This is a genomic window from Streptomyces corynorhini, assembly GCF_003346515.1.
Lineage (GTDB): Bacteria > Actinomycetota > Actinomycetes > Streptomycetales > Streptomycetaceae > Streptomyces > Streptomyces corynorhini.
On record NZ_QQNA01000212.1, the window covers coordinates 1 to 20,714 of the forward strand.

General features: G+C 69.0%; 27 protein-coding genes, 2 tRNA genes and 1 pseudogene. 15 read left to right on the forward strand and 15 right to left on the reverse strand.

What is annotated here, in order from left to right:
- From DVH02_RS24630 to DVH02_RS24645, 4 genes are all read right to left on the reverse strand, one after another.
- Window positions 1-825: DUF2797 domain-containing protein (locus DVH02_RS24630; RefSeq protein ID WP_147286120.1), on the reverse strand; the 825-nt coding region annotated here is incomplete at its 3' end.
- Window positions 826-928: 103 nt separating this feature from the next.
- A complete protein-coding gene (locus DVH02_RS24635; RefSeq protein ID WP_233518440.1) occupies window positions 929-1,753 on the reverse strand; it encodes a thioesterase family protein in 825 nt (274 codons plus the stop codon).
- A 22-nt stretch (window positions 1,754-1,775) separates the two neighbouring features.
- Window positions 1,776-2,102 (reverse strand): branched-chain amino acid transporter permease, encoded by a 327-nt coding sequence (locus tag DVH02_RS24640; protein WP_114626027.1) that lies wholly within the window; start codon window positions 2,100-2,102, stop codon window positions 1,776-1,778.
- Window positions 2,095-2,919 carry an AzlC family ABC transporter permease gene (locus tag DVH02_RS24645; protein WP_114626028.1) on the reverse strand — a complete coding sequence of 275 codons (825 nt, stop codon included), beginning with the start codon at window positions 2,917-2,919 and terminating at the stop codon, window positions 2,095-2,097. Before DVH02_RS24645 ends, DVH02_RS24640 begins: the two co-directional genes overlap by 8 nt.
- 64 nt (window positions 2,920-2,983) lie before the next feature.
- Here DVH02_RS24645 and DVH02_RS24650 point away from each other — a divergent pair, with 64 nt between their 5' ends.
- On the forward strand, window positions 2,984-3,436 hold the full coding sequence (locus DVH02_RS24650; RefSeq protein WP_233518441.1) for an Lrp/AsnC family transcriptional regulator: 453 nt from the start codon (window positions 2,984-2,986) through the stop codon (window positions 3,434-3,436).
- Between the two features lie 102 nt (window positions 3,437-3,538).
- Here the strand turns inward: DVH02_RS24650 and DVH02_RS24655 are convergent, their stop codons facing one another.
- Both DVH02_RS24655 and DVH02_RS24660 read right to left on the reverse strand, forming a co-directional pair.
- Entirely contained in the window at window positions 3,539-4,189 is a 651-nt protein-coding gene (locus DVH02_RS24655; protein ID WP_199566403.1) for a response regulator, read from the reverse strand.
- A gap of 177 nt (window positions 4,190-4,366) precedes the next feature.
- The gene (locus tag DVH02_RS24660; protein WP_114626045.1) at window positions 4,367-5,545 is read right to left on the reverse strand and encodes a sensor histidine kinase; all 1,179 of its coding nucleotides are present in this window, start codon (window positions 5,543-5,545) and stop codon (window positions 4,367-4,369) included.
- Window positions 5,546-5,786: 241 nt separating this feature from the next.
- Here DVH02_RS24660 and DVH02_RS24665 point away from each other — a divergent pair, with 241 nt between their 5' ends.
- Complete coding sequence (locus DVH02_RS24665) at window positions 5,787-7,262, forward strand: alpha/beta hydrolase (protein ID WP_114626030.1); 1,476 nt, start codon at window positions 5,787-5,789, stop codon at window positions 7,260-7,262.
- A 70-nt stretch (window positions 7,263-7,332) separates the two neighbouring features.
- Here the strand turns inward: DVH02_RS24665 and DVH02_RS24670 are convergent.
- A pseudogene (locus DVH02_RS24670) lies at window positions 7,333-7,545 on the reverse strand (pyridoxamine 5'-phosphate oxidase family protein); the annotation flags it as partial.
- A 262-nt stretch (window positions 7,546-7,807) separates the two neighbouring features.
- Between DVH02_RS24670 and DVH02_RS24675 the strand changes: the two are divergent.
- The 3 genes from DVH02_RS24675 (at window position 7,808) to DVH02_RS34895 (ending at window position 9,634) form a co-directional block, all read left to right on the forward strand.
- Window positions 7,808-8,152 carry a hypothetical protein gene (locus DVH02_RS24675; RefSeq protein ID WP_114626046.1) on the forward strand — a complete coding sequence of 115 codons (345 nt, stop codon included), beginning with the start codon at window positions 7,808-7,810 and terminating at the stop codon, window positions 8,150-8,152.
- Window positions 8,153-8,382: 230 nt separating this feature from the next.
- Window positions 8,383-8,712 (forward strand): hypothetical protein, encoded by a 330-nt coding sequence (locus tag DVH02_RS24680; RefSeq protein ID WP_114626031.1) that lies wholly within the window; start codon window positions 8,383-8,385, stop codon window positions 8,710-8,712.
- A 379-nt stretch (window positions 8,713-9,091) separates the two neighbouring features.
- Window positions 9,092-9,634, forward strand: a complete 543-nt coding sequence (locus DVH02_RS34895) for a hypothetical protein (protein ID WP_147286121.1) — start codon at window positions 9,092-9,094, stop codon at window positions 9,632-9,634.
- Between the two features lie 3 nt (window positions 9,635-9,637).
- Here the strand turns inward: DVH02_RS34895 and DVH02_RS34900 are convergent, their stop codons facing one another.
- The 5 genes from DVH02_RS34900 to DVH02_RS24700 form a co-directional block, all read right to left on the reverse strand.
- Window positions 9,638-10,747, reverse strand: a complete 1,110-nt coding sequence (locus DVH02_RS34900) for a DUF5677 domain-containing protein (RefSeq protein ID WP_147286122.1) — start codon at window positions 10,745-10,747, stop codon at window positions 9,638-9,640.
- Window positions 10,748-11,253: 506 nt separating this feature from the next.
- A complete protein-coding gene (locus DVH02_RS24685) occupies window positions 11,254-11,649 on the reverse strand; it encodes a hypothetical protein (RefSeq protein WP_114626032.1) in 396 nt (131 codons plus the stop codon).
- The gene (locus DVH02_RS24690) at window positions 11,646-11,990 is read right to left on the reverse strand and encodes a hypothetical protein (RefSeq protein ID WP_114626033.1); all 345 of its coding nucleotides are present in this window, start codon (window positions 11,988-11,990) and stop codon (window positions 11,646-11,648) included. The genes DVH02_RS24685 and DVH02_RS24690 overlap by 4 nt, the downstream gene beginning before the upstream one ends.
- A complete protein-coding gene (locus tag DVH02_RS24695; protein ID WP_114626034.1) occupies window positions 11,984-12,409 on the reverse strand; it encodes an ATP-binding protein in 426 nt (141 codons plus the stop codon). Before DVH02_RS24695 ends, DVH02_RS24690 begins: the two co-directional genes overlap by 7 nt.
- 46 nt (window positions 12,410-12,455) lie before the next feature.
- A complete protein-coding gene (locus DVH02_RS24700) occupies window positions 12,456-12,863 on the reverse strand; it encodes an NUDIX hydrolase (protein ID WP_114626047.1) in 408 nt (135 codons plus the stop codon).
- A gap of 116 nt (window positions 12,864-12,979) precedes the next feature.
- Between DVH02_RS24700 and DVH02_RS24705 the strand changes: the two genes are divergently transcribed.
- The 7 genes from DVH02_RS24705 (at window position 12,980) to DVH02_RS24735 (ending at window position 17,087) form a co-directional block, all read left to right on the forward strand.
- Window positions 12,980-13,768, forward strand: coding sequence for a GntR family transcriptional regulator (locus DVH02_RS24705; protein WP_114626035.1), 789 nt, complete (start codon window positions 12,980-12,982; stop codon window positions 13,766-13,768).
- Window positions 13,769-13,974: 206 nt separating this feature from the next.
- On the forward strand, window positions 13,975-14,334 hold the full coding sequence (locus DVH02_RS24710) for an SCO3933 family regulatory protein (protein WP_114626036.1): 360 nt from the start codon (window positions 13,975-13,977) through the stop codon (window positions 14,332-14,334).
- A gap of 1 nt (window position 14,335) precedes the next feature.
- Entirely contained in the window at window positions 14,336-15,715 is a 1,380-nt protein-coding gene (locus tag DVH02_RS24715) for an FtsK/SpoIIIE domain-containing protein (protein ID WP_114626037.1), read from the forward strand.
- Window positions 15,716-15,809: 94 nt separating this feature from the next.
- Window positions 15,810-16,448, forward strand: coding sequence for a DUF2637 domain-containing protein (locus tag DVH02_RS24720; RefSeq protein WP_114626038.1), 639 nt, complete (start codon window positions 15,810-15,812; stop codon window positions 16,446-16,448).
- 12 nt (window positions 16,449-16,460) lie between these two features.
- The gene (locus DVH02_RS24725; protein ID WP_114626039.1) at window positions 16,461-16,661 is read left to right on the forward strand and encodes a hypothetical protein; all 201 of its coding nucleotides are present in this window, start codon (window positions 16,461-16,463) and stop codon (window positions 16,659-16,661) included.
- Between the two features lie 2 nt (window positions 16,662-16,663).
- Entirely contained in the window at window positions 16,664-16,852 is a 189-nt protein-coding gene (locus DVH02_RS24730) for a mobile element transfer protein (protein ID WP_407697674.1), read from the forward strand.
- A gap of 37 nt (window positions 16,853-16,889) precedes the next feature.
- A complete protein-coding gene (locus DVH02_RS24735) occupies window positions 16,890-17,087 on the forward strand; it encodes a hypothetical protein (protein ID WP_114626040.1) in 198 nt (65 codons plus the stop codon).
- Between the two features lie 6 nt (window positions 17,088-17,093).
- Here the strand turns inward: DVH02_RS24735 and DVH02_RS24740 are convergent, their stop codons facing one another.
- Window positions 17,094-17,324 carry a hypothetical protein gene (locus tag DVH02_RS24740; RefSeq protein ID WP_114626041.1) on the reverse strand — a complete coding sequence of 77 codons (231 nt, stop codon included), beginning with the start codon at window positions 17,322-17,324 and terminating at the stop codon, window positions 17,094-17,096.
- A gap of 16 nt (window positions 17,325-17,340) precedes the next feature.
- On the opposite strand from DVH02_RS24740, the gene DVH02_RS24745 reads away from it, so the two are divergent.
- Genes DVH02_RS24745 through DVH02_RS24755 form a run of 3 tightly spaced genes read left to right on the forward strand, consistent with a single transcriptional unit; the run spans window position 17,341 to window position 20,227 of the window.
- Window positions 17,341-18,801 (forward strand): replication initiator, encoded by a 1,461-nt coding sequence (locus DVH02_RS24745; protein ID WP_233518442.1) that lies wholly within the window; start codon window positions 17,341-17,343, stop codon window positions 18,799-18,801.
- Window positions 18,798-19,004 (forward strand): helix-turn-helix domain-containing protein, encoded by a 207-nt coding sequence (locus DVH02_RS24750; RefSeq protein ID WP_114626042.1) that lies wholly within the window; start codon window positions 18,798-18,800, stop codon window positions 19,002-19,004. Before DVH02_RS24745 ends, DVH02_RS24750 begins: the two co-directional genes overlap by 4 nt.
- Window positions 19,001-20,227: a site-specific integrase gene (locus tag DVH02_RS24755; protein ID WP_114626043.1), complete on the forward strand. Its 1,227-nt coding sequence runs from the start codon at window positions 19,001-19,003 to the stop codon at window positions 20,225-20,227. The genes DVH02_RS24750 and DVH02_RS24755 overlap by 4 nt, the downstream gene beginning before the upstream one ends.
- A gap of 92 nt (window positions 20,228-20,319) precedes the next feature.
- On the opposite strand, the gene DVH02_RS24760 is transcribed toward DVH02_RS24755, so the two are convergent.
- Window positions 20,320-20,392: transfer RNA gene (locus DVH02_RS24760), tRNA-Arg, on the reverse strand.
- A 193-nt stretch (window positions 20,393-20,585) separates the two neighbouring features.
- Window positions 20,586-20,676: transfer RNA gene (locus DVH02_RS24765), tRNA-Ser, on the reverse strand.
- Between the last annotated feature and the right edge of the window lie 38 nt (window positions 20,677-20,714).

Sequence of the window (20,714 nt, forward strand, 5' to 3'; positions counted from 1 at the left end):
TCCCTCACCGCCTACGGAGTCGCCGGTCAGCTCCCATCCGCTCATCAGCCGGGTGTCCAGAACGGTCACCGAGGAGTCCGCGACGGCGGCGAGGTGGAGATCGGGCCCGGCGGCGGCGATCAGCCGACCGGTGACACGGCCGCCGTCGACCAGCTCGCCGACCACACCCGTGGCGGCCGGAAGCCCGGCGAGACCGAACACCCCGGCGTGGTCCACCGGCGCGCACGCGATCCGCTCCAGCGAGGGCGGCCACCCCTCCAGACCCGCCGCGGCCTCGTACATCCGCTGGATCTCCGCCACCCGCGCCTCCGGCCGCGGCAGCGCGGACCGTACGGCACGCTTCGCGGCGTACGGGACGCGATCCGGCACGCCCAGCGCGCTGCGCAGCAGCTCCTCGGTACGGCGCGCGGCCATCAGCGGACCCCGGCCCAGCCAGCCGAACGCCACCGCGCCCTGCTCCAGCAGCCGCACGGACCCGCGTTCCTCGCGGGTGATCCCGACCTTCACCATCCCGGGCCCGAACCAGGCGAGGTACACGCGGTAGGTACGCGGATCGTCGGCCACGGTGTCCGCCGCCACGGAGTGGGCCCGCTCCAGCCGCGCGCACTCGGCGCACCGCCCACCCGTGGACCGCCCGGAAACCGCCGCGCCCACGGGACAGACGTTCCCCCGCGCGCCCACGCAGGCGCGGGCCCCGACGGCACGGAACGCCAGGTCACGCCCGTACACCAGAGGACTCACCCGCCGCTCGGCACCGCGCACCCACCCCAAAGAGGGCACCCCACCGACCCACCGGATCCCCGCGCACCGCCAAGCCACCGCCACACCACCGTCCCGCTCGTCGCCACAACCACCGTCCCGCTCGTCGCCACAACCACGGTACGGTCCGCGCCATCGAGCCCCGCGCGCCTCACCCCGCGCTCCGGGCTCACCCGCCCGACAGCGGGCGGACGGTGAGGATCTGCTGCGCGTGTCCGACCGGTCCTTCGAGGTCGTGCAGGACGGTGCTGGTCAGCCCCTGTCCGGTGGGACCGAAGGTGACGGTGGTGTCCAGGCCGGTCCACGGGCCCACGGGCTGGCGGTGGAGGTGGATGGTCAGGTCGACGTTGGGGAACATCCAGGCGGTGGGCGGCTGGCGTACGGCGATGCCGTTGGCGGTGTCCACGAGGGCGAGGTACGAGGCGAGCGGGGTGCTGGGTTCGCCTGCCACCAGGTCGACGCGGCTGCGCACCCAGGCGGTCGCACGGCCGGGCCGGGGTGGGGCGAGCGGGCGCGTGTCCAGGGAAAGGATGTATCCGCCGGGCCACACCGAGGACATCGGCCAGGAGCCGAGTTCCCCGGGAGGCGTGAGCCGGTCGTCGGGGCCCCCGGCGACGGCCGAGGTGTCGGCGCCCGCGAGGAGCCAGGCGCGGGCCAGGACCACCGGCCGGTCGGCGACGAGGACCACGGCTTCGAGCAGTTCGATGGTGCGGCCGGGCCGTACGGTGTCCACCCGGATCTCGCACTCGTCGAGGGCGAGGCGGCCGAGGATGTCGTAACTGATCCGGGCCAGGACCAGGCCGGTCTCCGGCCGGGCGGCCAGGTACTGGTCGATGGCGTGGACGATGAGACCGCCGAGCGGGCTGAAGTGCAGTTCGTCGGGGTCCCAGGCGCCGCTCGCGTGGGGCGTGGGCTTGTAGCGGTTCTCGGTGATGCGCTCGTAGTAGCTGTCGGGGAACGGCACTTCGGTCGTAGACGAGGCTTCGGTGTTCAACGGCTGATTCTCCTCAGGCTGATCACAGGGTGTTGAGCAGAACGACATAGAGGGTGGTGCCGATGCCCACGCTCAGGATCGTGCGGCGGCCGAAGGCCAGATGGGCGCCGATGGTGGCGGCGACCGCGAGCAGCGCGTACCCGGTCCCGTGCGGGTCGGTGGCCATGGTGCCGTGCAGCGCCGTCACGGCGAGGATCGCGAGGATGCCCACCGGCATCCATACCGACAGCCGCCGCACCATCGCGGAACCGCGCAGGGCGCGCAGCGCCGCGAAGGGCAGGGCGCGCAGGGCGAGGGTGATGGTGAAGGCGATCGCCAGGACGGCCAGGAGGTACGAGGTGCTAGGCATCGGCGCTCTCCGTCCCGGGGCGGCGGGCGGTGAGCGCGTGCCGGACGAGGAGCAGGGCGGCGAAGAGCAGCAGCGCGGTGAGCAGGGCGAGGTCCGGGGTGAGGACGAGCGCGATCGCGACACTGGCCCCGGCGAGCAGCACCGAGGGGATCTCGCCCCGGGAGCGGAAGGCGTCCAGCGTGAGCACGGTGAACAGCGCGCACAGCGCGAACTCCAGTCCCTTGATCGGCGCGGGCAGCATCGCGCCGAGCCCGACCCCGATCAGCCCGCCGCCCACCCAGTAGGTCTCGCAGGCGATCTGTAGGGCCAGCAGCCGCCGCGCCGAGCGCTCCGCCTCGGGCAGCGACGCGTTGACGGCGTACACCTCGTCGATCATCGCGTAGACGGCGTACGCCTTCGCGACCGGGTGCTTGACCAGGTGGAGGGGGAAGGAGAAGGCGTAGAAGACGTGCCGGAAGTTGACCACGAGGACCGTCAGCGCGACGGCGGCCAGCGGGGTGACGGTGGCCAGCATGCCCACGAGCAGCAGTTCCAGGGAGCCGGCGAACGCGGCCAGGGACAGGGCGGGGGCGAGCCACCAGGGCAGGCCCGCCTGCGTGATCAGCAGGCCGAGGGCGATGCCCAGGGGGAAGATGCCGAGTCCGGCGGAGAAGGAGTCGCGGATGCCGTCGGCGATCTGTCGGCGCGGGGCGGCCGGAGGGGCCACCGCCGGGCCGGCGGCTTCCGCTGCTGGCGCGGCTTCCGCTGCTGGCGCGGCTTCCAGTGCTGGCGCGGCTTCCGGCCGTGCCGCCGCACCGGGCGGAGCATCTCGTTTCATCTGCTTATCGTCTCGAAAAACCCTCGCCATGTGGTTGCGAAGATTGCGCACCGGGCACCCCGGCATGCAATCTTTCACTGTGGACGCGATCGACAGAGCAATCATCGGTGAACTGCAACGGGACGGTCGGCTGACCAACGTCGAGCTGGCGCAGCGCGTCGGGCTCACCACCGGGCCGTGCCTGCGGCGCGTCCAGCGCCTGGAGGCCGACGGCGTCATCTCCGGCTACCGGGCGGTCATCGACCCGGTGGCCGTGGGCCGCTCCTTCGAGGTCCTCATGGACCTCAGCCTGGAAACCCAGGAGGCGGAGACGGTCGAGCGCTTCGAGCGGACGCTGACGGAGGCCGAGGAAGTCGTCGAGCTGCGCAGGCTGTTCGGCAGCCCGGACTACTTCGTACGTGCCGCTGTCGCCGACCTGATCGCCTATGAGAACTTCCTCAGCCAGCACGTCATGACCATCCCGGGGTTCAAGAACGTCACCTCGCACTTCACGATGAAGGCGCTGAAGACTCCGTGACACCCCGGACGCGGAACTGAGGAGGCACCGGGTCCCGGGGCGGTCGGGCACCGGGTCCCGGGGCGGTCGAGCACCGGGTCCCGGGGCGGTCGAGCCCGCCGCTCAGTCCTCCGCGTCGCGGACGAGGAGCGCGATCTGTACCCGGTTCTCGACCGCCAGCTTGGCGAACAGGTTGCCGGTGTGGGCCTTGACCGTCGCGACGGTAATGCGCAGCCGCTCGGCGATCTGCGGGTTGCCCAGTCCGTCCGCGATGGCGCGGGCGGTCTCCCGCTCCCGTTCGGTCAGCACGGACAGCCGTTCGCGCGCGGCCTCCCGGGAACGGTCGCGGGAGTGCGAGGAGCCCGGCCCGGTGGCTGCGGCGATCACCCGTGCCGTGGCCGTGGGGGACAGCACAGGGGTGCCGTCCGCGACGGTCCGCACCGCGTCGAGGATGCGGGCGGGCGGGGTGTCCTTGAGGACGAACCCGAGCGCTCCGGCGCGCAGCGCCCCGAGCACCAGGCCGTCGGAGTCGAAGGTGGTCAGCATCAGCACCCGGGGCGGCGTAGGCCGGGTGAGCAGTTCCCGGGTCGTGTCCAGCCCGTCCCGGCCCGGCATCCGTACGTCCATCAGCACCACGTCGGGCCGCTGTTCTTCCACCACGGCGAGCGCGGTGTTCCCGTCGGCCGCCTCCGCCACGACGGTCAGGTCCGGTTCGCCGTCGATGATGAGCCGCAGGGCCATGCGCACGAGTTGTTCGTCGTCGACGATGACGATCCGTACGGGATCGGGCCGTAGGGGATCGTGGCGTCCCGGATCGGCCCGTACGGGATCGCGGCGTCCGGCATCGCGGCGTACCGGATCGACCCGTACCGAATCATGACGTACCGGATCCTGCCGTCCGGAATCGTGCCGTCCGGAATCGTGCCGTCCGGGTTCGTGGCGGCTCTCCACTCATGCGCTCTTTTCGTGGCTGTGGGCAGGGCCGTCCGGCCAGGGCAGTCGTGCGGTGAGTACATACCCGCCCTCGGGCGTGGGACGGTGGTCGAGTTCGCCTCCGGCGAGGGAGATCCGCTCGCCGAGACCCAGCAGGCCGAAGCCGGAGGCCGGTGGGCGTGCGGTGCGCAGGGGGGCCGGTCCGTTGCGGACGGCGATGTCGAAGGTACCGCCCCCGGCGCCGTCCAGGGTGACCCGCACGACCGCGCCGGGCGCGTGCTTGGCGGCGTTGGTCAGCGCTTCCTGGACGATCCGGTAGCAGGTCCTTCCGACGCCGTCGGGCGGGGTTCCGGTCACGCCGTCGGTGAGCCGGACGTCGAGACCCGAGGCGCGGGCGTCGGCCACCAGGTCGGGGACCCGGTCGAAGGAGGGCTGCGGCGGCTCCGGGCGGCCGGGGTCGGCGCGGAGCACGCCGAGAACCTCCCGCAGCTCCTCCAGCGCCTGGTGGGAGCCCTCGGCGATACCCCGGACCAGGACGCGGCTCTCGTCGGCCGAGAGGTCACCGCGGTGGTCGAGCACCCCGGCCTGCATGGCGACCAGGGAGATGCGGTGCGCGAGGACGTCGTGCATCTCGCGGGCGATCCGGTTGCGCTCCAGGGCCCGTGCCTGCGCCGCCCGCGCGCTCTGCTCCCGCTCCGCGCTCTCCGCCCGCTCCCGCAGGGACCGCACCTCGACCCGCCGCGCCCCGACCGCCATACCTGCGGCCACCGCGATCCCCGCGGTGGCCGCGGTCACCGCGACCTGGACCCACCACAACTCCTCGTCCGAACCCTCCACCGGATACACCCCGATGACGAGCTGTGACACGGCCACATAGGCCAGGACGACGGCCCCGATCTCCACCGGGCGACGGCGGGTGGCGACCGAGCACAGCGCCAGCAGCGCGGCGCCGGTGGCGAACGCCGACACGGTCGAGGCGACCGTGACCGTCAGAGCGACCGTGAGGGGCCACCGCCGCCGCCACAGGAGCACCGTCAGGCAGCCCAGGGCCACCAGCGGATCGCCGACGGAGGTCCAGGAGTGCGGGTCGCCGGGCTGATTCCGCAGGAGCGCGAGGGTCGAGAGCCAGACCGGCAGGCCCACGACGGCGGCCACCATCAGCCGCCAGGTCTGCTGCCACACCCCGAGCCGCGGCATCACGTCCGTGTTCACCGGGCCATTGTCGCCACCTCACGCGACCGGCGGATCAGCCCGAGGACCGATGCGCCTTGGACCCAGGTCCAACCGGCGCCTCGCCCGCGGTCGGGGCCGGGCCGGTCCGCCGGGCCGATGTGCCGGCCGCTCCTGATGAACAGACTCGTTCACGTCCCGGGAGAGCCGTCGCATGCCGTCAAGCCGTCACGTACCGCGAAGCACCCCCCACACAGGAGGACATCTCATGCGCAGAAGTCTGTCCCTCGCGCTCACCGCCGCCGCGTTGGCGGTGACCGTGCTGCCCGCGTCGGCGTCGGCGGCCACACCGCCCCCACCGACCGCACCGGCGCCGGGCACTCTGCGGTGGGGTCCGTGCCCCGAGGGGGCCTCCGCGCCCCGCTTGGAGTGCTCGACGCTCGAAGTCCCGCTGGACTACCGCGATCCGGACGGGCGGCGAATCGAGGTGGCCGTCTCCCGGCTGGCGAGCGAGAAGCCGTCGCGGCGGCGCGGCGTCCTGCTGACCAACCCGGGTGGTCCGGGCGGCTCCGGCCTGACGTACCCGGCCGTCCTCGCCGCCTCGGGGCTGCCGCGCGAGGTGCTCGACTCCTACGACATCATCGGCTTCGACCCGCGCGGTGTGGGCCGCAGTACGCCGGTGACCTGCGACCTGACGGAGGAGCAGCAGTGGCGCGGCAACTTCCCGCCGTACGCGCACACCGCGGCCGACGTCACGCGGGAGGTCGGGTACGCGCGGAAGATCGCCGAACAGTGCGCCGGCTCGCGGACGGCGTGGATGCTGCCGCACACCACCACCGCCAACACCGCGCGCGACATGGACCGCCTCCGGACGGCCCTGGGCGAGCCGAAGCTGTCGTACCTCGGCGCTTCGTACGGCAGCTACCTCGGCGCGGTCTACACGACGCTGTTCCCGAGGCGCGGCGACCGGATCGTGCTCGACAGCAACTTGGGTCCCGGCGGCTACGACGTCACGGCCATGCGGCTGCTCGCCCGGGGGATGGAGGACCGCTTCCCCGACTTCGCCGCGTTCGCCGCCGAGCGGCCCGAGTACGGCCTGGGCTCCGCGCTGCAGCGGGTCACCGCCACGTTCTACGAGCTGGTGGAACGGCTGGACGCGAAGCCGGTCCAGGGCCTCGACGGGATCGCGCTCCGCGGATACACCTTCGAACAGCTCTACAGCGACGGCTCCTTTCCCCGGCTCGCCGAGTTCTGGCGGGCGGTCGACACGGGCGGGGAGCTGCCGCTCCCGGAGCTGACCGGGGACGTGGAGAACCTGCTGGCCGCACGTTTCGCCGTGGTCTGCGGTGACTCGCGCTGGCCGGGGACGGTCCGGGAGTACCAGCGCAATGTCGCCGTCGACCGGGTGAGGTACCCGATGCTGGGCGGCTCGACGGCGAGCGTCAACCCTTGCGCGTTCTGGCCGCGCGAGCGGACCGAACCGCCGGTGCGCATCACCGGACAGGGCCCGTCGAACGTGCTGATGGTGCAGAACGAGCGCGACCCGGGCACGCCGCTGACCGGCGCCCGCGCACTGCGCCGGGCCTTCGACGGGCGGGCCACGCTGGTGACGGCCGACCAGGGCGGCCACGGCGTCTACCCGTACGGCGGCAACACGTGCGCGAAGGACGCGGCGACGACGTTCCTGACCACCGGGGAACGCCCCGCGCGGGACCTCGCCTGCGCGGCGGAACCGAGCAAGTGAGCGAGTAGGCGCGCCACGGGGCCGCCGGTACGGAGCGGGCGGGGAGAGGCGCGCCGCGCGGGGACGGCCGCTACCCCAGCCACGTCCCGTCGCGCATGATGACCCGCCCGCTCAGTTCCGGCTCCCCGCGCCAGGCGCGCACGCTCGTCGGCACGACACGCACGTACAGAAAGGAGCCCTCCGCCGCGCGCGGGTCCCACTCGAACTTGGCGGCGAACGCCTCCGCCGCGTCTCCGGGCACATCCTGGTCCAGGAAGCATTCCGCCTCACCGCGGAGAAGCACCCCGCCGGACCCCTTGCCGCACTTCGCCGCTGCACGGGGAAACGCCAGAGGCCCGATCGGTTTCCCGATCGGGCCTCTGAGCTGCTGTGCACTCGGCAGGATTCGAACCTGCAACCTTCTGATCCGTAGCTCTACAGAGATCGGTCAACGACGTTCATACAGACTCCTGCTGACCGCCTGAGGGCCACCACTGACCGCTGAGGGTTGCTGTGGTTGCTGTACCTCGTTGCTGTACAGCAGGATCCCGACCGGGGGTGTGGACATGGAACGGGAACAGCTCGAACGGCTGCTCGGTGGTGGCGACGATACGTCGTCGGCCGCTCTGGCTGCACTCCGCGCCGGCGCTCCCTACGTCGTCTGGGACGGGACGACGTCACCGAAGTCGCTAGCGACGGTCTACAGGCGCCGACTCCGTCACACCGTCCGGAAGGACATCGAGACCTCCGGCTTGGCCTGGGCCGTGCAACGCCTCGACCTATACGGCCGACCGGTTCGCCTGGGGCAGATCAAGACCGCCGACGGGGTGTGGATCTTCATGGTGTTTCTCGACGCGGACGGCAGCAGGCTGGTGGCATGTACTGGTGTTCGTCAATCTCAACAGGCTTGACATGACCAGACGCCTGCTGAACCCGTGCACCGCCAACACGCTTTCCAACTGCGGTGGTGGTCCAGGGCGTCTCGGACGGGGTCATTCACCTGCGTCCATGGACGGCTGGGCGTCTGATTCTTTGCCTCTCCGGCCCCGCCTGAACGGCTGTGAACGGCGCTGAATGAGACGGAAAATACGAGCGAGGGCAGGGCCAGGCTCACTAGCATCGACACTGTTGAGGGGGAGTCATGGCACTGGTCAACAAGGGCTCACGACGGATTGTTGTCGACGGCACGGCCTATCGCTGGCGGCTGCGAGGCAGGCCGACGTATTTCCAGGGGCTGGCTTGGGCGCCGTGCACGTTCGCGGTCGAGCATGCGGACACCCCGGGCATGATGCTCGTGGTCACCACCAACCAGCCGCATCCGAGCAACTGGATCGGCCTCCTGGCCACGCCTGTACTGCCGTCCGGCGTTGCCCAGGCCATTCGCTCTGCTCTCCGGGAGGGTTGGACTCCGACGGCTCCAGGCCCTCCGTTCCACCTCGACCAATCCGCCGGCTTCACGCCCTCCCCTTGAACGGAGCCGAGGGAGAGGGAAGCCTGAAGCTCTGTACCTCAGCTGACGACAGTCAGCCACGACGGCGGGGGCTGCGACCGATCACGCACGCGTGTGCCTCGCTGTACCCCCACTGGCCTCAGCCACGCTGTCGGGGTATTGAGCGGTGACCTCTTCGTCCCGAAGCAACTTGGTTCGGGAAGTTGCCCAGGCCTGCTGCTGCTCTCACCTGCGCTGATGGTCCGCAGACGTCCACGGCCGTTCGCCCTTGTTCGTCGGCGTTGTCACGCAGTTAGACACTCACCTCTCACCCGTCACTGACTCGCCGGTGCGGCCTGCGTGACTGTGTGTTCACCAGAAAGGTCGGCTCCTCTGGTGGCCAACGTGCTTGAATCACGGCATGTCACAACTTATAGCTGCCGCTATCGGTGCTGGCGGGGCGCTTGGTGGTGTTGTAGTCGCGGGCCTTTTTACCCTTGCCCAAGCCCGTCGCAACTCTTCCGATCGTGAGCTCGACCGATTGGAGCAGAGGCGGAATGTTTCACAGCAAGCCCGAAGGGAGATCTATTCACAGATGGTTTCCCTTCTGCGACGAGCCTCGGCGGCGCACGAAGCCATTTGGAGATCAAACCCTGTCGAGTTGCGCCAGTCAGGCAGTGAGGCATTCACTCGATCGCGTACCTTGGAAGACGAAGTCGAACACGCCGCTAACTTCGTGATGCTAGCCGGCCCTCCGGAGCTGGGCGAGCATGCAGAGGATGTCTATTACCAATTTTCCGACCTGATTCGAATCGCAGAAAAGATAGTAAAGGACTATCCGGACTCAACCCAAGCTTTGTTCGATCTAGCGTCAAGCGATCAGGAAAATAGCGACATGAGGTTCATAGAAAGTCGAATTAAATTTACTCGACAGGCTCGTGAAGTGCTTGGGGATCACAAGTAGTCCCTACTCTTTCTGGGAGAATCTCTCTTCGCTTTGATCCACCACCGCTTGCGCGGCAGAGAATTCTTCGAAAGTTTTCTTGCGTAGGACTTCAAGCGCCTTCATCGAGACGAGGTCGGCCATATCTACTTCACCCCCCGCACCTTTAACCAACAGGACAACAGTTGCTTGATACAGAGAATTCATAGCCATGGATGCAGGCTCAACCAAGCCAGAATTCGTTTTTCCGACACGCAGAATTCGCTGCCCCCTAAATTCAGAACTGTTCAAGCGAACTCCTCTTGCGCCCGAGTGGACTTCGCCACTCGCCCATTGATAGTAGCTTCTCATGTGAGCCATGCCCGCTTTGCCTTCCAGGGCGCGAAAGTTGTCATCAGGGCAGTACTTCTTAGCCCACCCATATTCGCGCTTAAATTCCTCCCCATACTTGGCGATCACCTCATCGTACCGTTCCTCTAGACGTTCAATTAGGCCATCCTCCACGGGGGAGAGATTCAGTGATCGATGGTCCATTTGGTACTGCTTAGCCTGGCGCAGATTAGCAATGATTTCGTGATCCAGGAATCTTTGGGCCAGATCCCTGTGCGCTGCATCGTCCATAGAATTTCCGATCACGCTGGCAGTCACTGAAAACTCGTGCAGCGTCCTACACCTGGCTAGCGCGCCTTCAGGAAACCCGCAGGACAGGAGTGCATGGACCTCTCCTGTGACTCGGCACGCTTTGGCATGCAGCTCGATCAGCGCGTGTCGACACGCCTGCTGCTCGCTCGTCAAACCATCTATCTCTCTTTTCAACGCACGTTCACCCGCCTCCTGCGCACAAGCTTGCGCAATCTGGAAGACCCTGAACGCCACTCCCCATCGCTTTTTAAGCCTTCGATCGAAGCCTCGATCCTGCTTCGCGTTTCGGCGGAATGCTCTAGAATTAGCCAAAACTAGCTCTGCGACCTTTTCTCCCATTTTGTCAGTAAAGGGATCTACGGCGGCCTGCGCAAAGCGTTGGAGTGCCTCCTCGGTCACATCGAGATCTTTTGCATTACCCAATTCCCTCGCGACATAATCAGTGAACTTTTCGTCAATGCTTTTGACTCTTCTGGTGGGGAAAAGGCGCATGAGGCTTCCTGTCCGCCGGAGGGTTGTTGCCAGAATAGGTGAGGTGGACTGCGCTGCGCTCAAGAATCCTCAACCCACCACTCACCTCGGCTCCCATCCCGTCCGCCTTCGACCCACACACCGTGGAGCGGTCGTGGTTCAGGGCGTCAAGGTGGAGCGCGCCACTGTACGAACGACCTTGACGCCCTGGGCCGCGACTGCTCGGCTCTGCCTGGGTCGAAGGTGGTCGGGATGGGAGCCCCCACGGCGCTCGCCACGCTCCGGCCGGCAGTCGCGAACGGTGCCCCGTCCATCCCGGAGTCTGAGCGCCCCCGCCGGAGGCATCGTCTTGAAGCCGCGGGCTTGGGTTCTCGTCTCATGCCCCGGGCCTATCCCAGTTGTGGGCGCGCGTCGGCGGCGGCAGCGCCGAGCGGGCCGAAGGCAGGAGCGCGGGCGCAGCCAGAGCCGGGAAGCGCGCCCGGCGGAGCGGAGCGCAGCCGGGTGCCTTGAAACCGTAGAGAAAGTTGTTACTCACGCTGCTCTTGGGGCTGGGCGTACTCCTCCATGCAGGCTGGGAGGTTGATGCCCTGGCGAGTTGCGAGTTTGAGGTAGCGGATCGGGTGGGCGGTCCATTGGATGGCGGTGCGGCTGTCGTGGACGGTGAGGGTGCAGGGCTCGCCCTTGCTGAGCGCCTGGAGGGCGTCTTGGTGGTCGTCGGACAGCCAAGCCCATATCTCGGTGAAGGCGTCGTCGTCCAAAGCTGAGGCGAGGGTGCGGGCGGCGATTCGGATCCAGCGGACGGCTTGGTGTGCGGTCTCGACGTCGAGGAAGCCGAGTTGCTTTCGGGGTTGGCCCGTTGCTGGGTCGTGGGTCCAGCATTCGCAGCGGAAGCCGTCGGTGAGGAGAGGCGCGGGCTTCGTCAACAGGTGCCTCCTGCCGGGCGGGCGGAGAGCACGTAGCGGGTGGTGTCGTCGTAGAGCGTGAGTACGAAGGTCTGGCCGTGAGCCAGGGCGGTGCGGGCTCGTTCGTGTTCTGTTTCGTCGGTGAGCCAGTGGTGGCCCGGCTGTGCGTATGGCTGGTCGAGTTGGTCGGTGACGTCCTGGGCGCGGGCGCACAGCCATCGCAGCACCAGGCGTGGGCTGCTGGCCCGATGGGAGTTCAGCCAGATGGTGCGGCTGTCGGGGGTGTGGGCGGCGGCCTCGCACCAGTAGGCCGTACTCGGGATCGATGCGGGTAAGGGGCGTTCTCCCGCGTTCTTCACCACGGGTGGGCTCCGGGCAGGCCGGTGAGGAGTTCCGCCGTGACGGTGTGGCCCCGGCCGTTGCCGTGGATGGCGACGGTGTGGGCGAGCGTGTTGACCATGCCGAGTCCTCGGCCGTGTTGGGCGTCCTGGTCGGCGTACGTCACTTTCGGGGTCGTGTTGGAGCCGCCGGCGTCGGTGACGGAGATGGCCACCACGTGCTCGGAGAGGGCGAGCGAGACGTGGAAGACGCCGGTCCGGCCGCCGCTGGCCGTGTGGAGGAGCGCGTTCGTGCCGAGTTCGCTCACGATCACCGCGACATCGTCGGCGCGGGGGTGGCCGGTGAGGATGTCGCGCGTCCAGCGGCGGGCCCGTCCCACTTCTTCCGAGAATCCTGGGCAAGTCAGCCCCCAGACCCGCACCCTGCTCATATACTCGTGCATACAAGTTCCTTTACGCTGGTGGGCGGCCATGGACCGTTGGTTGGTGCTAGACGAGTTTCACGCCGTCGTGCGCGCGGACGGCCGGTGGCGATACCGCGTCCAGGGCGTCGAGTACGCGGATCGCGTACGCCTCGTCGGCAAGCTCCGTCACCTCGTCGCGGGTGACCCAGCGCAACGCCCTGGTCTCGTCGCCGGTGGTGGGCTGGCCTTCGATCGCCTGGCAGCGGAAGACGAGCGAGACGATCAGGCCCGTCATGTTCTTGTAGACACCGGTCAGAGCGGCCGGGAGAGCGATCTTGATTCCGGTCTCTTCCAGGACTTCTCGCTGCAAGGCGTCGGGAAGGGTCTCGTCGGCCTCGACCACGCCGCCCGGCGGTTCCCAGTGCCCGTTGTCGCGTCGCTTGATCAACAGGGCTCGACCGTGGTCGTCCACGATCACTCCGGCGACGCTCACCGAGTGGGGGCGTTCGGCAGTGGTCACTTTCGGCGTTCCTCGTCCATAGAGCTGGCTAGGCTCATCACCGTAGCAAGAGGACTCAGACTCTTGTCTAGATATCCAAAGGAGTACAGATGGCCGCTCTTCCTTCCGGCGTGCTCGGCTCGCTGGACCCGACCAGCGACCGAGCGGTGTTCCGGCAGATCGCTGACCAGCTGCGGGATGCCATCGACAGGGGCAGTTTCCCCGAGGGTTCCAAGCTGCCTTCGGAATCGGAGCTGGTCGAGCACTTCGGCGTCTCCCGTATGACCGTGCGCAACGCGCTCTCGATGCTCCAGAGCGAAGGGCTCGTATCGTCCGAGCACGGCAAGGGGGTCTTTGTCCGGCCGCGCCCGCCCGTTCGCCGTCTGGCTTCGGACCGGTTCGCCCGGCGCCATCGAGAGCAGGGGAAGTCCGCGTTCATCGTGGAGGCTGACGCGGCCGGCAGTCGCCCGGAGGTCGACAACCTGGAGGTCAAGGAAGAGCGGCCGACCGCAGATGTCTCCGCCCGTCTCGGCGCCCCTCGGCGCGTGCTGGCCCGGCGGCGCCGATATCTGTTGGACGGGCGGCCGGTTGAGTTCGCCGTGTCCTACCTGCCGCTCGACCTGGCCCGCGATACCCCGATCGCCCAGCCCAACCCCGGCCCCGGTGGCATCTACGCCCGGCTCGAAGAACTCGGCCACCACCTCGACCACTTCGAGGAGGAGATCCGGGCGCGCATGCCCTCGCCGCAGGAGGTCAAGACTCTCCAACTCGCCTCCGGCGTACCAGTCATCCATCTGATCCGTACCGCGTTCGACACCAAGGGCCGCGCCGTGGAGGTGTGCGACACGGTCATGGCCGCAGATGCCTATGTGCTGAGTTACCAGCTGCCCGCTACATAACGGCTTGGAGTGCACGGGATGCTGACGAACCCTTCGGGGGAGCGCACTTCTCAGAACTCGTACACACCGAGAGGCATACTCGTATAGACGAGTGGGCAAGATGTGTGGCAGAGTGGTTGACGTTCCTGCAACTCCTCGACGTCGGACGCATCTTGTATAGATGAGTATGCATCCTGAGTCGAGGCTTATCCGAGGAGATACATCCCGTGCGTTCCATCCGAGTCGAGACCTCCACCGCGACGATCCTGCTCACCGAGACCCCTGAGCCGAAGGTCCGCGACCGCCAGACCGGCGAGATCGCCAAGGACGCGGTGAGCGGTGAGGCGCTGATGAAGGTCGGCGTCGTGTACATCGATGAGGGCGAGTCGGCGCTCATCCACGTCACCGTTCCCGAGAGCGGTGTCACTGACGGCTTGGTCCTGGGGGCTCCGGTGTCGCTGCCGGGGCTGGTGGCCCGGCCCTGGGAGTCGGTGTTCAACGGACAGCAGCGTCACGGCATCGCCTACCGCGCCGCCGCCGTCACCGCTGGTGCCTTCCCGGGTGCCGTGGTCGGTGCGGGTGCCTGAGATGCCTGTCGACCTGCTGACACTCGTCCTTGTGGGCGGTCCGCTCGTCGCTCTCGGGGGCGGCGCCGTCTGGGCCCGGACCCGCTTTCCGGCTCTCTACTGGTGCGCCCTGGGCCTGCCCTTGTGCGTGATCCGGCTCCTGACCTCGTACGGCTCGGTCATGGACGCCTGCGGCCTGACCGTCGCCCCCTCGCGGCTGCGGGTCATGGCGCTCCGGGCCGCCACCCGACGGGAGATACGCGCCATTCCACCCCGCCGTGGCCTGCTCCGCCCCACTGCTACCGGCCTGCGGGTACGGCTGCGGCTCACACCCGGCCAGGAACCGGCCGACTTCGCCGCGTCCGCCGAACGCCTGCGCCACGCCTGGGGCGTTCACGCCGTATACGTTGCCCCGGTCAAGCCGGGCGTGGTCGAACTGCGCCTGGTTGGCTTCGACGTACTGACCCGCGTCCGCATGCCCAAGGCGGATACGGCGGCTGAGCTGCGGATACCGGTCGCTCTGCGCGAGGACGCTGTGCCGTTCGTACGCGACTACCTGACGGTCCCGCACCAACTCACCCTCGGCGCAACGCTGTCCGGCAAGTCCATGTACCTGCGCAACCTGATCACCGGCCTCGCCCACCAACCCGTCGCCCTCGCCGGAATCGACTGCAAACGCGGCGTCGAACTCGCCCCCTTCGCCCCGCGCCTGTCCGCACTCGCCACCGATCCGCACGAGGCAAGGGAGTTGCTGCCCGTACTCGTCAAGGAGATGGAAGACCGGTACGACCTGATCAGGGCCCGGCAGAGCATCGCCCCGGGCACCCCGGCCGAGGACATCACCTCGGACGTCTGGGGACTCCCGGAAAACGAGCGCCCGACACCGATCGTGCTGTTCGTGGACGAGGTGGCGGAACTCTTCCTCGTCTCCACCAGGAAGGACGAGGAGCGGCGCGACGAGATGGTCACCCAGCTCATCCGCCTCGCCCAGCTCGGCCGCGCCGCCGCCATCTACCTGGAGGTCTGCGGGCAGCGGTTCGGCGCCGAACTCGGCAAGGGTGCCACCATGCTCCGCGCGCAGCTCTCCGGCCGCGTCTGCCACCGCGTGAACGACGAACCCTCGGCCAAGATGGCGCTCGGCGACATCGCCCCGGAAGCCGTCGGCGCCGCCTGCGCCATCGCCCCCGAACGGCCCGGCCTCGCCGTCGCCGGAGACACGTCCGGCGGCTGGACCCGAATGCGTACGCCGTACCTCTCCCTGAGCGACGCCGCCGCCGTCTGCCGGGAAACCGCCGCGCTGGTCCCGTATATCGCCGCGCTCGCGCCCTTCCGGCCCGTCGCCGTCACGTCTCCGGTGGAACAGCCCGTGCCCCTGACTACGCCGCGCCCCGCCACCGGCTGAATCCCCCGACCCACCTCACCACCGGTCGGCGCGACCGCTCCCGCGCCAACTCCCTACCCCCGCCATGCCCGCACGAGAAAGGAGGCGACACACGATGCGCCGCCAACTGGCCCGGATCGACGCCGTACTGATCCAAGCCGTCATCGCCGGTGCCCTCTCCTTCGCCCACCTGCACGACCTGGCCGAAGCCGCCGGACAACACGGCTGGAAAGCCTGGGCCTACCCCGTCTCCGTGGACCTGCTGCTCGTCGCGGCCTGGCGGCGACTGCGCTCGGGGCGCTCGACGGTCTCGGGCTGGTGCTGGTTCCTCACGGCGCTGATCGCTTCCCTCGGCGCGAACGTCGCCACCGCCGGACTCCTCGACCTCGACGCCGTACCCGCATGGCTCCGCATCCTCGTCGCCGGATGGCCCGCCGTCGCCTTCCTCGGCGGAACACTGCTCGCCCACGCTCCGGCGTCCGTTCCCGCCGAGGACGAGCCGAGGCCGGTCGCCGAGCCGCCCGAACTGGCCGTGGAACCCGAGCCGGCCACGGAGTCCGCACGGGACTCGCCGCCGCAACCGGCCCTCGTCCCCGCTCCCACCGCCGTCCCGGCCGCCCTGGTCGAGCACGCCCGCAAGGTGGCCACCGCCCACCAGGACCGGACCGGCGAGCCCATCGACGCCGACACCCTGCGCGCCCGACTCGGCGTCCCACCGGCCCTCGCACGGCAGATCGCCGCCCAACTCACCTGAAAGGAAGCACGTATGGCCCGCCAGACCCCGGCCGAACTACTCACACAGGCCGATCACCTCGCACGCACCGACCGGCCCGCACTCGCCCGGCTGTGCGCGGAGGAAGCCGCCAGACAGACACCCGACCCCACGGACGCGGCCACCATCCTGCGCCGCTACCCCGCTCCCGACCGCACCGGTACCCGTGCCCGCACCCGCGAAAGGACGAACTGATCATGCGCCCGAAGCGCTTCAAGAACGTGACCCGCACCGGCCCGGTCCAGATCGGCAGCTCGTACGACAACCGGGGCCGCGAGAAGCACACCGCCGCCTGCACCGCGCCCCGCTGCGGATTCTCCGCCGACTACGACTCCCGCGCCGCCGCCGAACTCGCCGCCCGCACCCACCGCTGCCCTGCCCGCTGAACCGCCCGCCGCAATCCCCCGACAGGAGATCCCGCCCATGACCGTCTCCCTGCCGCTCGTCCTGGTCCTCGGCGTCATCGCCTGGACCGCGATCAAGTTCCTCGGCGTCCGGCTCTGGGTCGTCGGGGTCGTCGCCCTCTTCGGCTTCCACCTCAACCAGACCTTCCTGGCCCCCGCCATCGACTCCGGCACCAAGACCGGCGTCGACATCGTCAACGGCCCTCACCAGCCGTAACAGCTCTCAGAGCATGCCGAAGACTCGCACGCCCGTCACCGCGAGACCCACGACCCCGAGCACCCCGGCGATCCCCCTCAACACGTCCGGCGAGAACCGTGGATCAAGACCGCCTCCCGGCGACCACTCCGCCAGCAGGTCGTAGAAACGCAACCCGAGATGGCGGACGTCGAACGCGATCACCAGCGCCCCGCCACCGACCACAAGACCGGCCGTCAACCGGACCCAATCCGCCATCGAACTTCCCCCACCCATGTCGCGGACAGCCCACCGGGGCGGCCTCGATACCGCCAAGCATCCGCCGCCCCGGCCGACCTCCATCTCCTCCGCCCGACCGAACGCCAGACCAAGGAGAAGCACCATCTTCGCGCACGCCACCGCACCGCCCCGCACCGAACTGCGCCGCCTCGCCACCTACGGACAACTCCCCGGACTCCTGCGGCAGCTCGCCACCCTCGGCGGCTGCACCCGGCCCATCCGCCTCACCGGCCACCGCACCGAACACCACCTCGACACCACTACCGGCGAGATCGGCCCCGTCGTCCGACACCTGGACTCGACCGCCCTCCCGGCCGGGCAGCTCCTCGTACGGTGCAACAACCGCCGCACCACCCGCTGCCCCTCCTGCGCCGAGACCTACCGCCGCGACACCTACCACCTGATCACCGCCGGACTGCGCGGCGGCAAAGGCACCCCCGAACAGGTCGCCACCCACCCGCGCGTCTTCGCCACCTTCACCGCACCCGGCTTCGGCCCCGTACACAACCGCCCATCCGGCCGCCCCGCCTGCCGCTGCGGCACCGCCCACCCCGCCGACGATCCCGCCCTCGGCACCCCACTCACCCCGCAGTCGTACGACTACGAAGCCGCGGTGCTCTGGAACGCCCACGCCGGGGCCCTGTGGCGGCGCTTCTCCATCTACCTGCGCCGCGAGATCGCCAAGCGCGCCGGACTCACCCAACGCGCCTTCCGCCAGTACGCCCGCGTCTCCTTCGCCAAGGTCGCCGAGTACCAGCGGCGCGGCGCCGTCCACTTCCACGCCGTCATCCGCCTCGACGGCCCCGACGGCGGCACCACCCCGCCCCCGGCCTGGGCCACCGCCGAACTCCTCACCGAGGCCATCACATCCGCCGCCCGCACCGCACGCGTCTCCGGCCCCGTCCTCGACGGACGCGAGCACACGTTCGCCTTCGGCGACCAGCTCGACGTACGCACCATCCGGGGCGCCGACTTCGCGGGTGGCACCGAACTCACCGACCGCGCCGTGGCTGGCTACATCGCCAAGTACGCCACCAAGGGCGCCGAAACCGCCACCGGCACCCTCGACCACCGCATCCGCCTCCTGGCCGAACTCGCCCACACCGACCTCACCGACCACGCCCGCCGCCTCGTCCGCACCTGCTGGGAACTCGGCGCCCGCCCGGACCTCGAACACCTCCGCCTCCGCGCCTGGGCCCACATGCTCGGCTTCCGGGGCCACTTCTCCACCAAAACCCGCCGCTACTCCACCACCCTCTCCACCCTCCGCCAGGCACGCGCCGAATGGCAGCGCCTCCAAGCCGCCCTCGCACGCGGCGAGGACGCCCACGCCCCCGCGCCCTCCACACTCGTCCTCTCCCGCTGGGATTACGCCGGAAGCGGCCTCACACGCGGCGAAACCTGGCTCACCAGCCAACTCCACGCCGACCGCACCGAAGGAGAACCGTCCCGATGACCACGGTCGCCATCACTCCCAAGTGGCACACCACCGCCGAGGTCGCCCTCATGCTCGGCTTCGGCCTCTCCAAGACCAAGACGCTCGTCCTCACCGGCGAGATCCGCTCGGTCAAGGTCGGCCGCAACCGCCGCATCCTCCCGGCCTGGGTGGACGAGTACGTACAGCGCGTCGCCACCGCAGCAGAGGAGAACGCCGCATGAGCGGGAAGCGCGGTAACGGCGAAGGGTCCATCTACCCGTACAAGAACGGCTTCGCCGCGTACGTCTGGGTCGACACCCCCGACGGCAAACGCAAGCGCAAGTACGTCTACGGCAAGACCCGCGACGACGTGCACGACAAGTGGATCAAACTCCACACGGAGGCCAAGAAGGGCCCTGTGGCGACCCGCCACCGCACCCTCGACGCCTTCCTCGCGTACTGGCTCGACTCCATCGTGAAACCGAATCTCGCCCCGCTGTCCTACGTCTCGTACGAAGGTTCCGTACGGCTCTACATCGCGCCCCACCTCGGCACGAAGCGCCTCGACAAGCTCACCGTGCGGGACGTGCGCGAGTGGCTGACCAAGCTGGCCGGCATCTGCCAGTGCTGCGCCCAGGGCAAGGACGCCAAGCGCTCACCGAGTCGGCAACGCTGCTGCGCCGCCGGTGATTGCTGCGAGGCGTACCCCTCCCGGCGGGTGATCCAAGCCGCGCGCGACGCGCTGCGGGCCGCCCTGTCGCACGCCGTGGCCGAAGAGGAGATCGGTAAGAACGTCGCCTCCCTGGTCAAGGTCCCCAAGCCACGCCGCCGCCGGATCAAGCCCTGGTCCGTGGCCGAGGCGGGCCACTTCCTCGCCGACGGCCTAGCCCGCGACGACCACCTGTTCGCGGCCTGGGTGCTGGTCCTCTGCCTGGGGCTGCGCCGAGGTGAAGTGCTGGGTCTGACCAGGAAGTCCATCGATTTCGAGACCGGCGAACTGTACGTGGATCACCAGATCCAGCGGGCCGGACGGCAGATCCTCCACCGCGAGACCAAGACGGAGGAGTCGGACGACTTCCTTCCTCTGCCCGCGCTCTGCCTCAAGGCCCTGCGTATGCGCCGCGCCCAGCAGACCGGGGACCGGAAGGCGGCGGGTGATCTCTGGCAGGACCGGCACGACCTGGTCTTCACCACGAAGTACGGGACGCCGATCGAGCCCGGGAATCTCACTCGCATGTTCGCGCTACGCGCCCGCCGGGCCGGCCTCCGCGTGATCCCGCTGCGGAACACCCGGCATACGTGCAGCTCGCTCCTGGTAGCCCTCAAGGTGCACCCGAAGATCGCCCAGCGCATCCTGCGGCACTCGCAGATCGCCATGACGATGGAGGTCTACGCGGAGGCGAGCGAGGAAGAGGTGCGTGCGGCCATCGGCAGGCTTTCCGAAGCGATGGGCGGCACCGGCTGACGCCGGACCTGTTCGCCCGTTGCTGTACTTCGCTGCTGTACGGCATACGCCAGAGGCCCTCAGGATTTCTCCTGAGGGCCTCTGAGCTGCTGTGCACTCGGCAGGATTCGAACCTGCAACCTTCTGATCCGTAGTCAGATGCTCTATCCGTTAAGCTACGAGTGCTCACCCGGGGTGTTGGCCCCTTGTGTTGCCTCCCGGGCTTTTCTGCCCCGTCGGCGTTGCGAGAACAACATTACATGACCTGCGGCGCCAGGTGAAATCCATTGGCCACACCCGCTCCGACCTGCGGAAACGTTCCGAAAACCGGTGGAACGGGCGAAGCCCCGGCTGGTGGGCCGGGGCTTCGGGTGGTGCGCGGAGGCGGAGGGATTTGAACCCTCGATGGGCTTTAAGACCCAAACCGCATTAGCAGTGCGGCGCCATAGACCGGACTAGGCGACGCCTCCAGCACATCCGCGCGAGCGCGGATGGTGCTGGAGGCGTC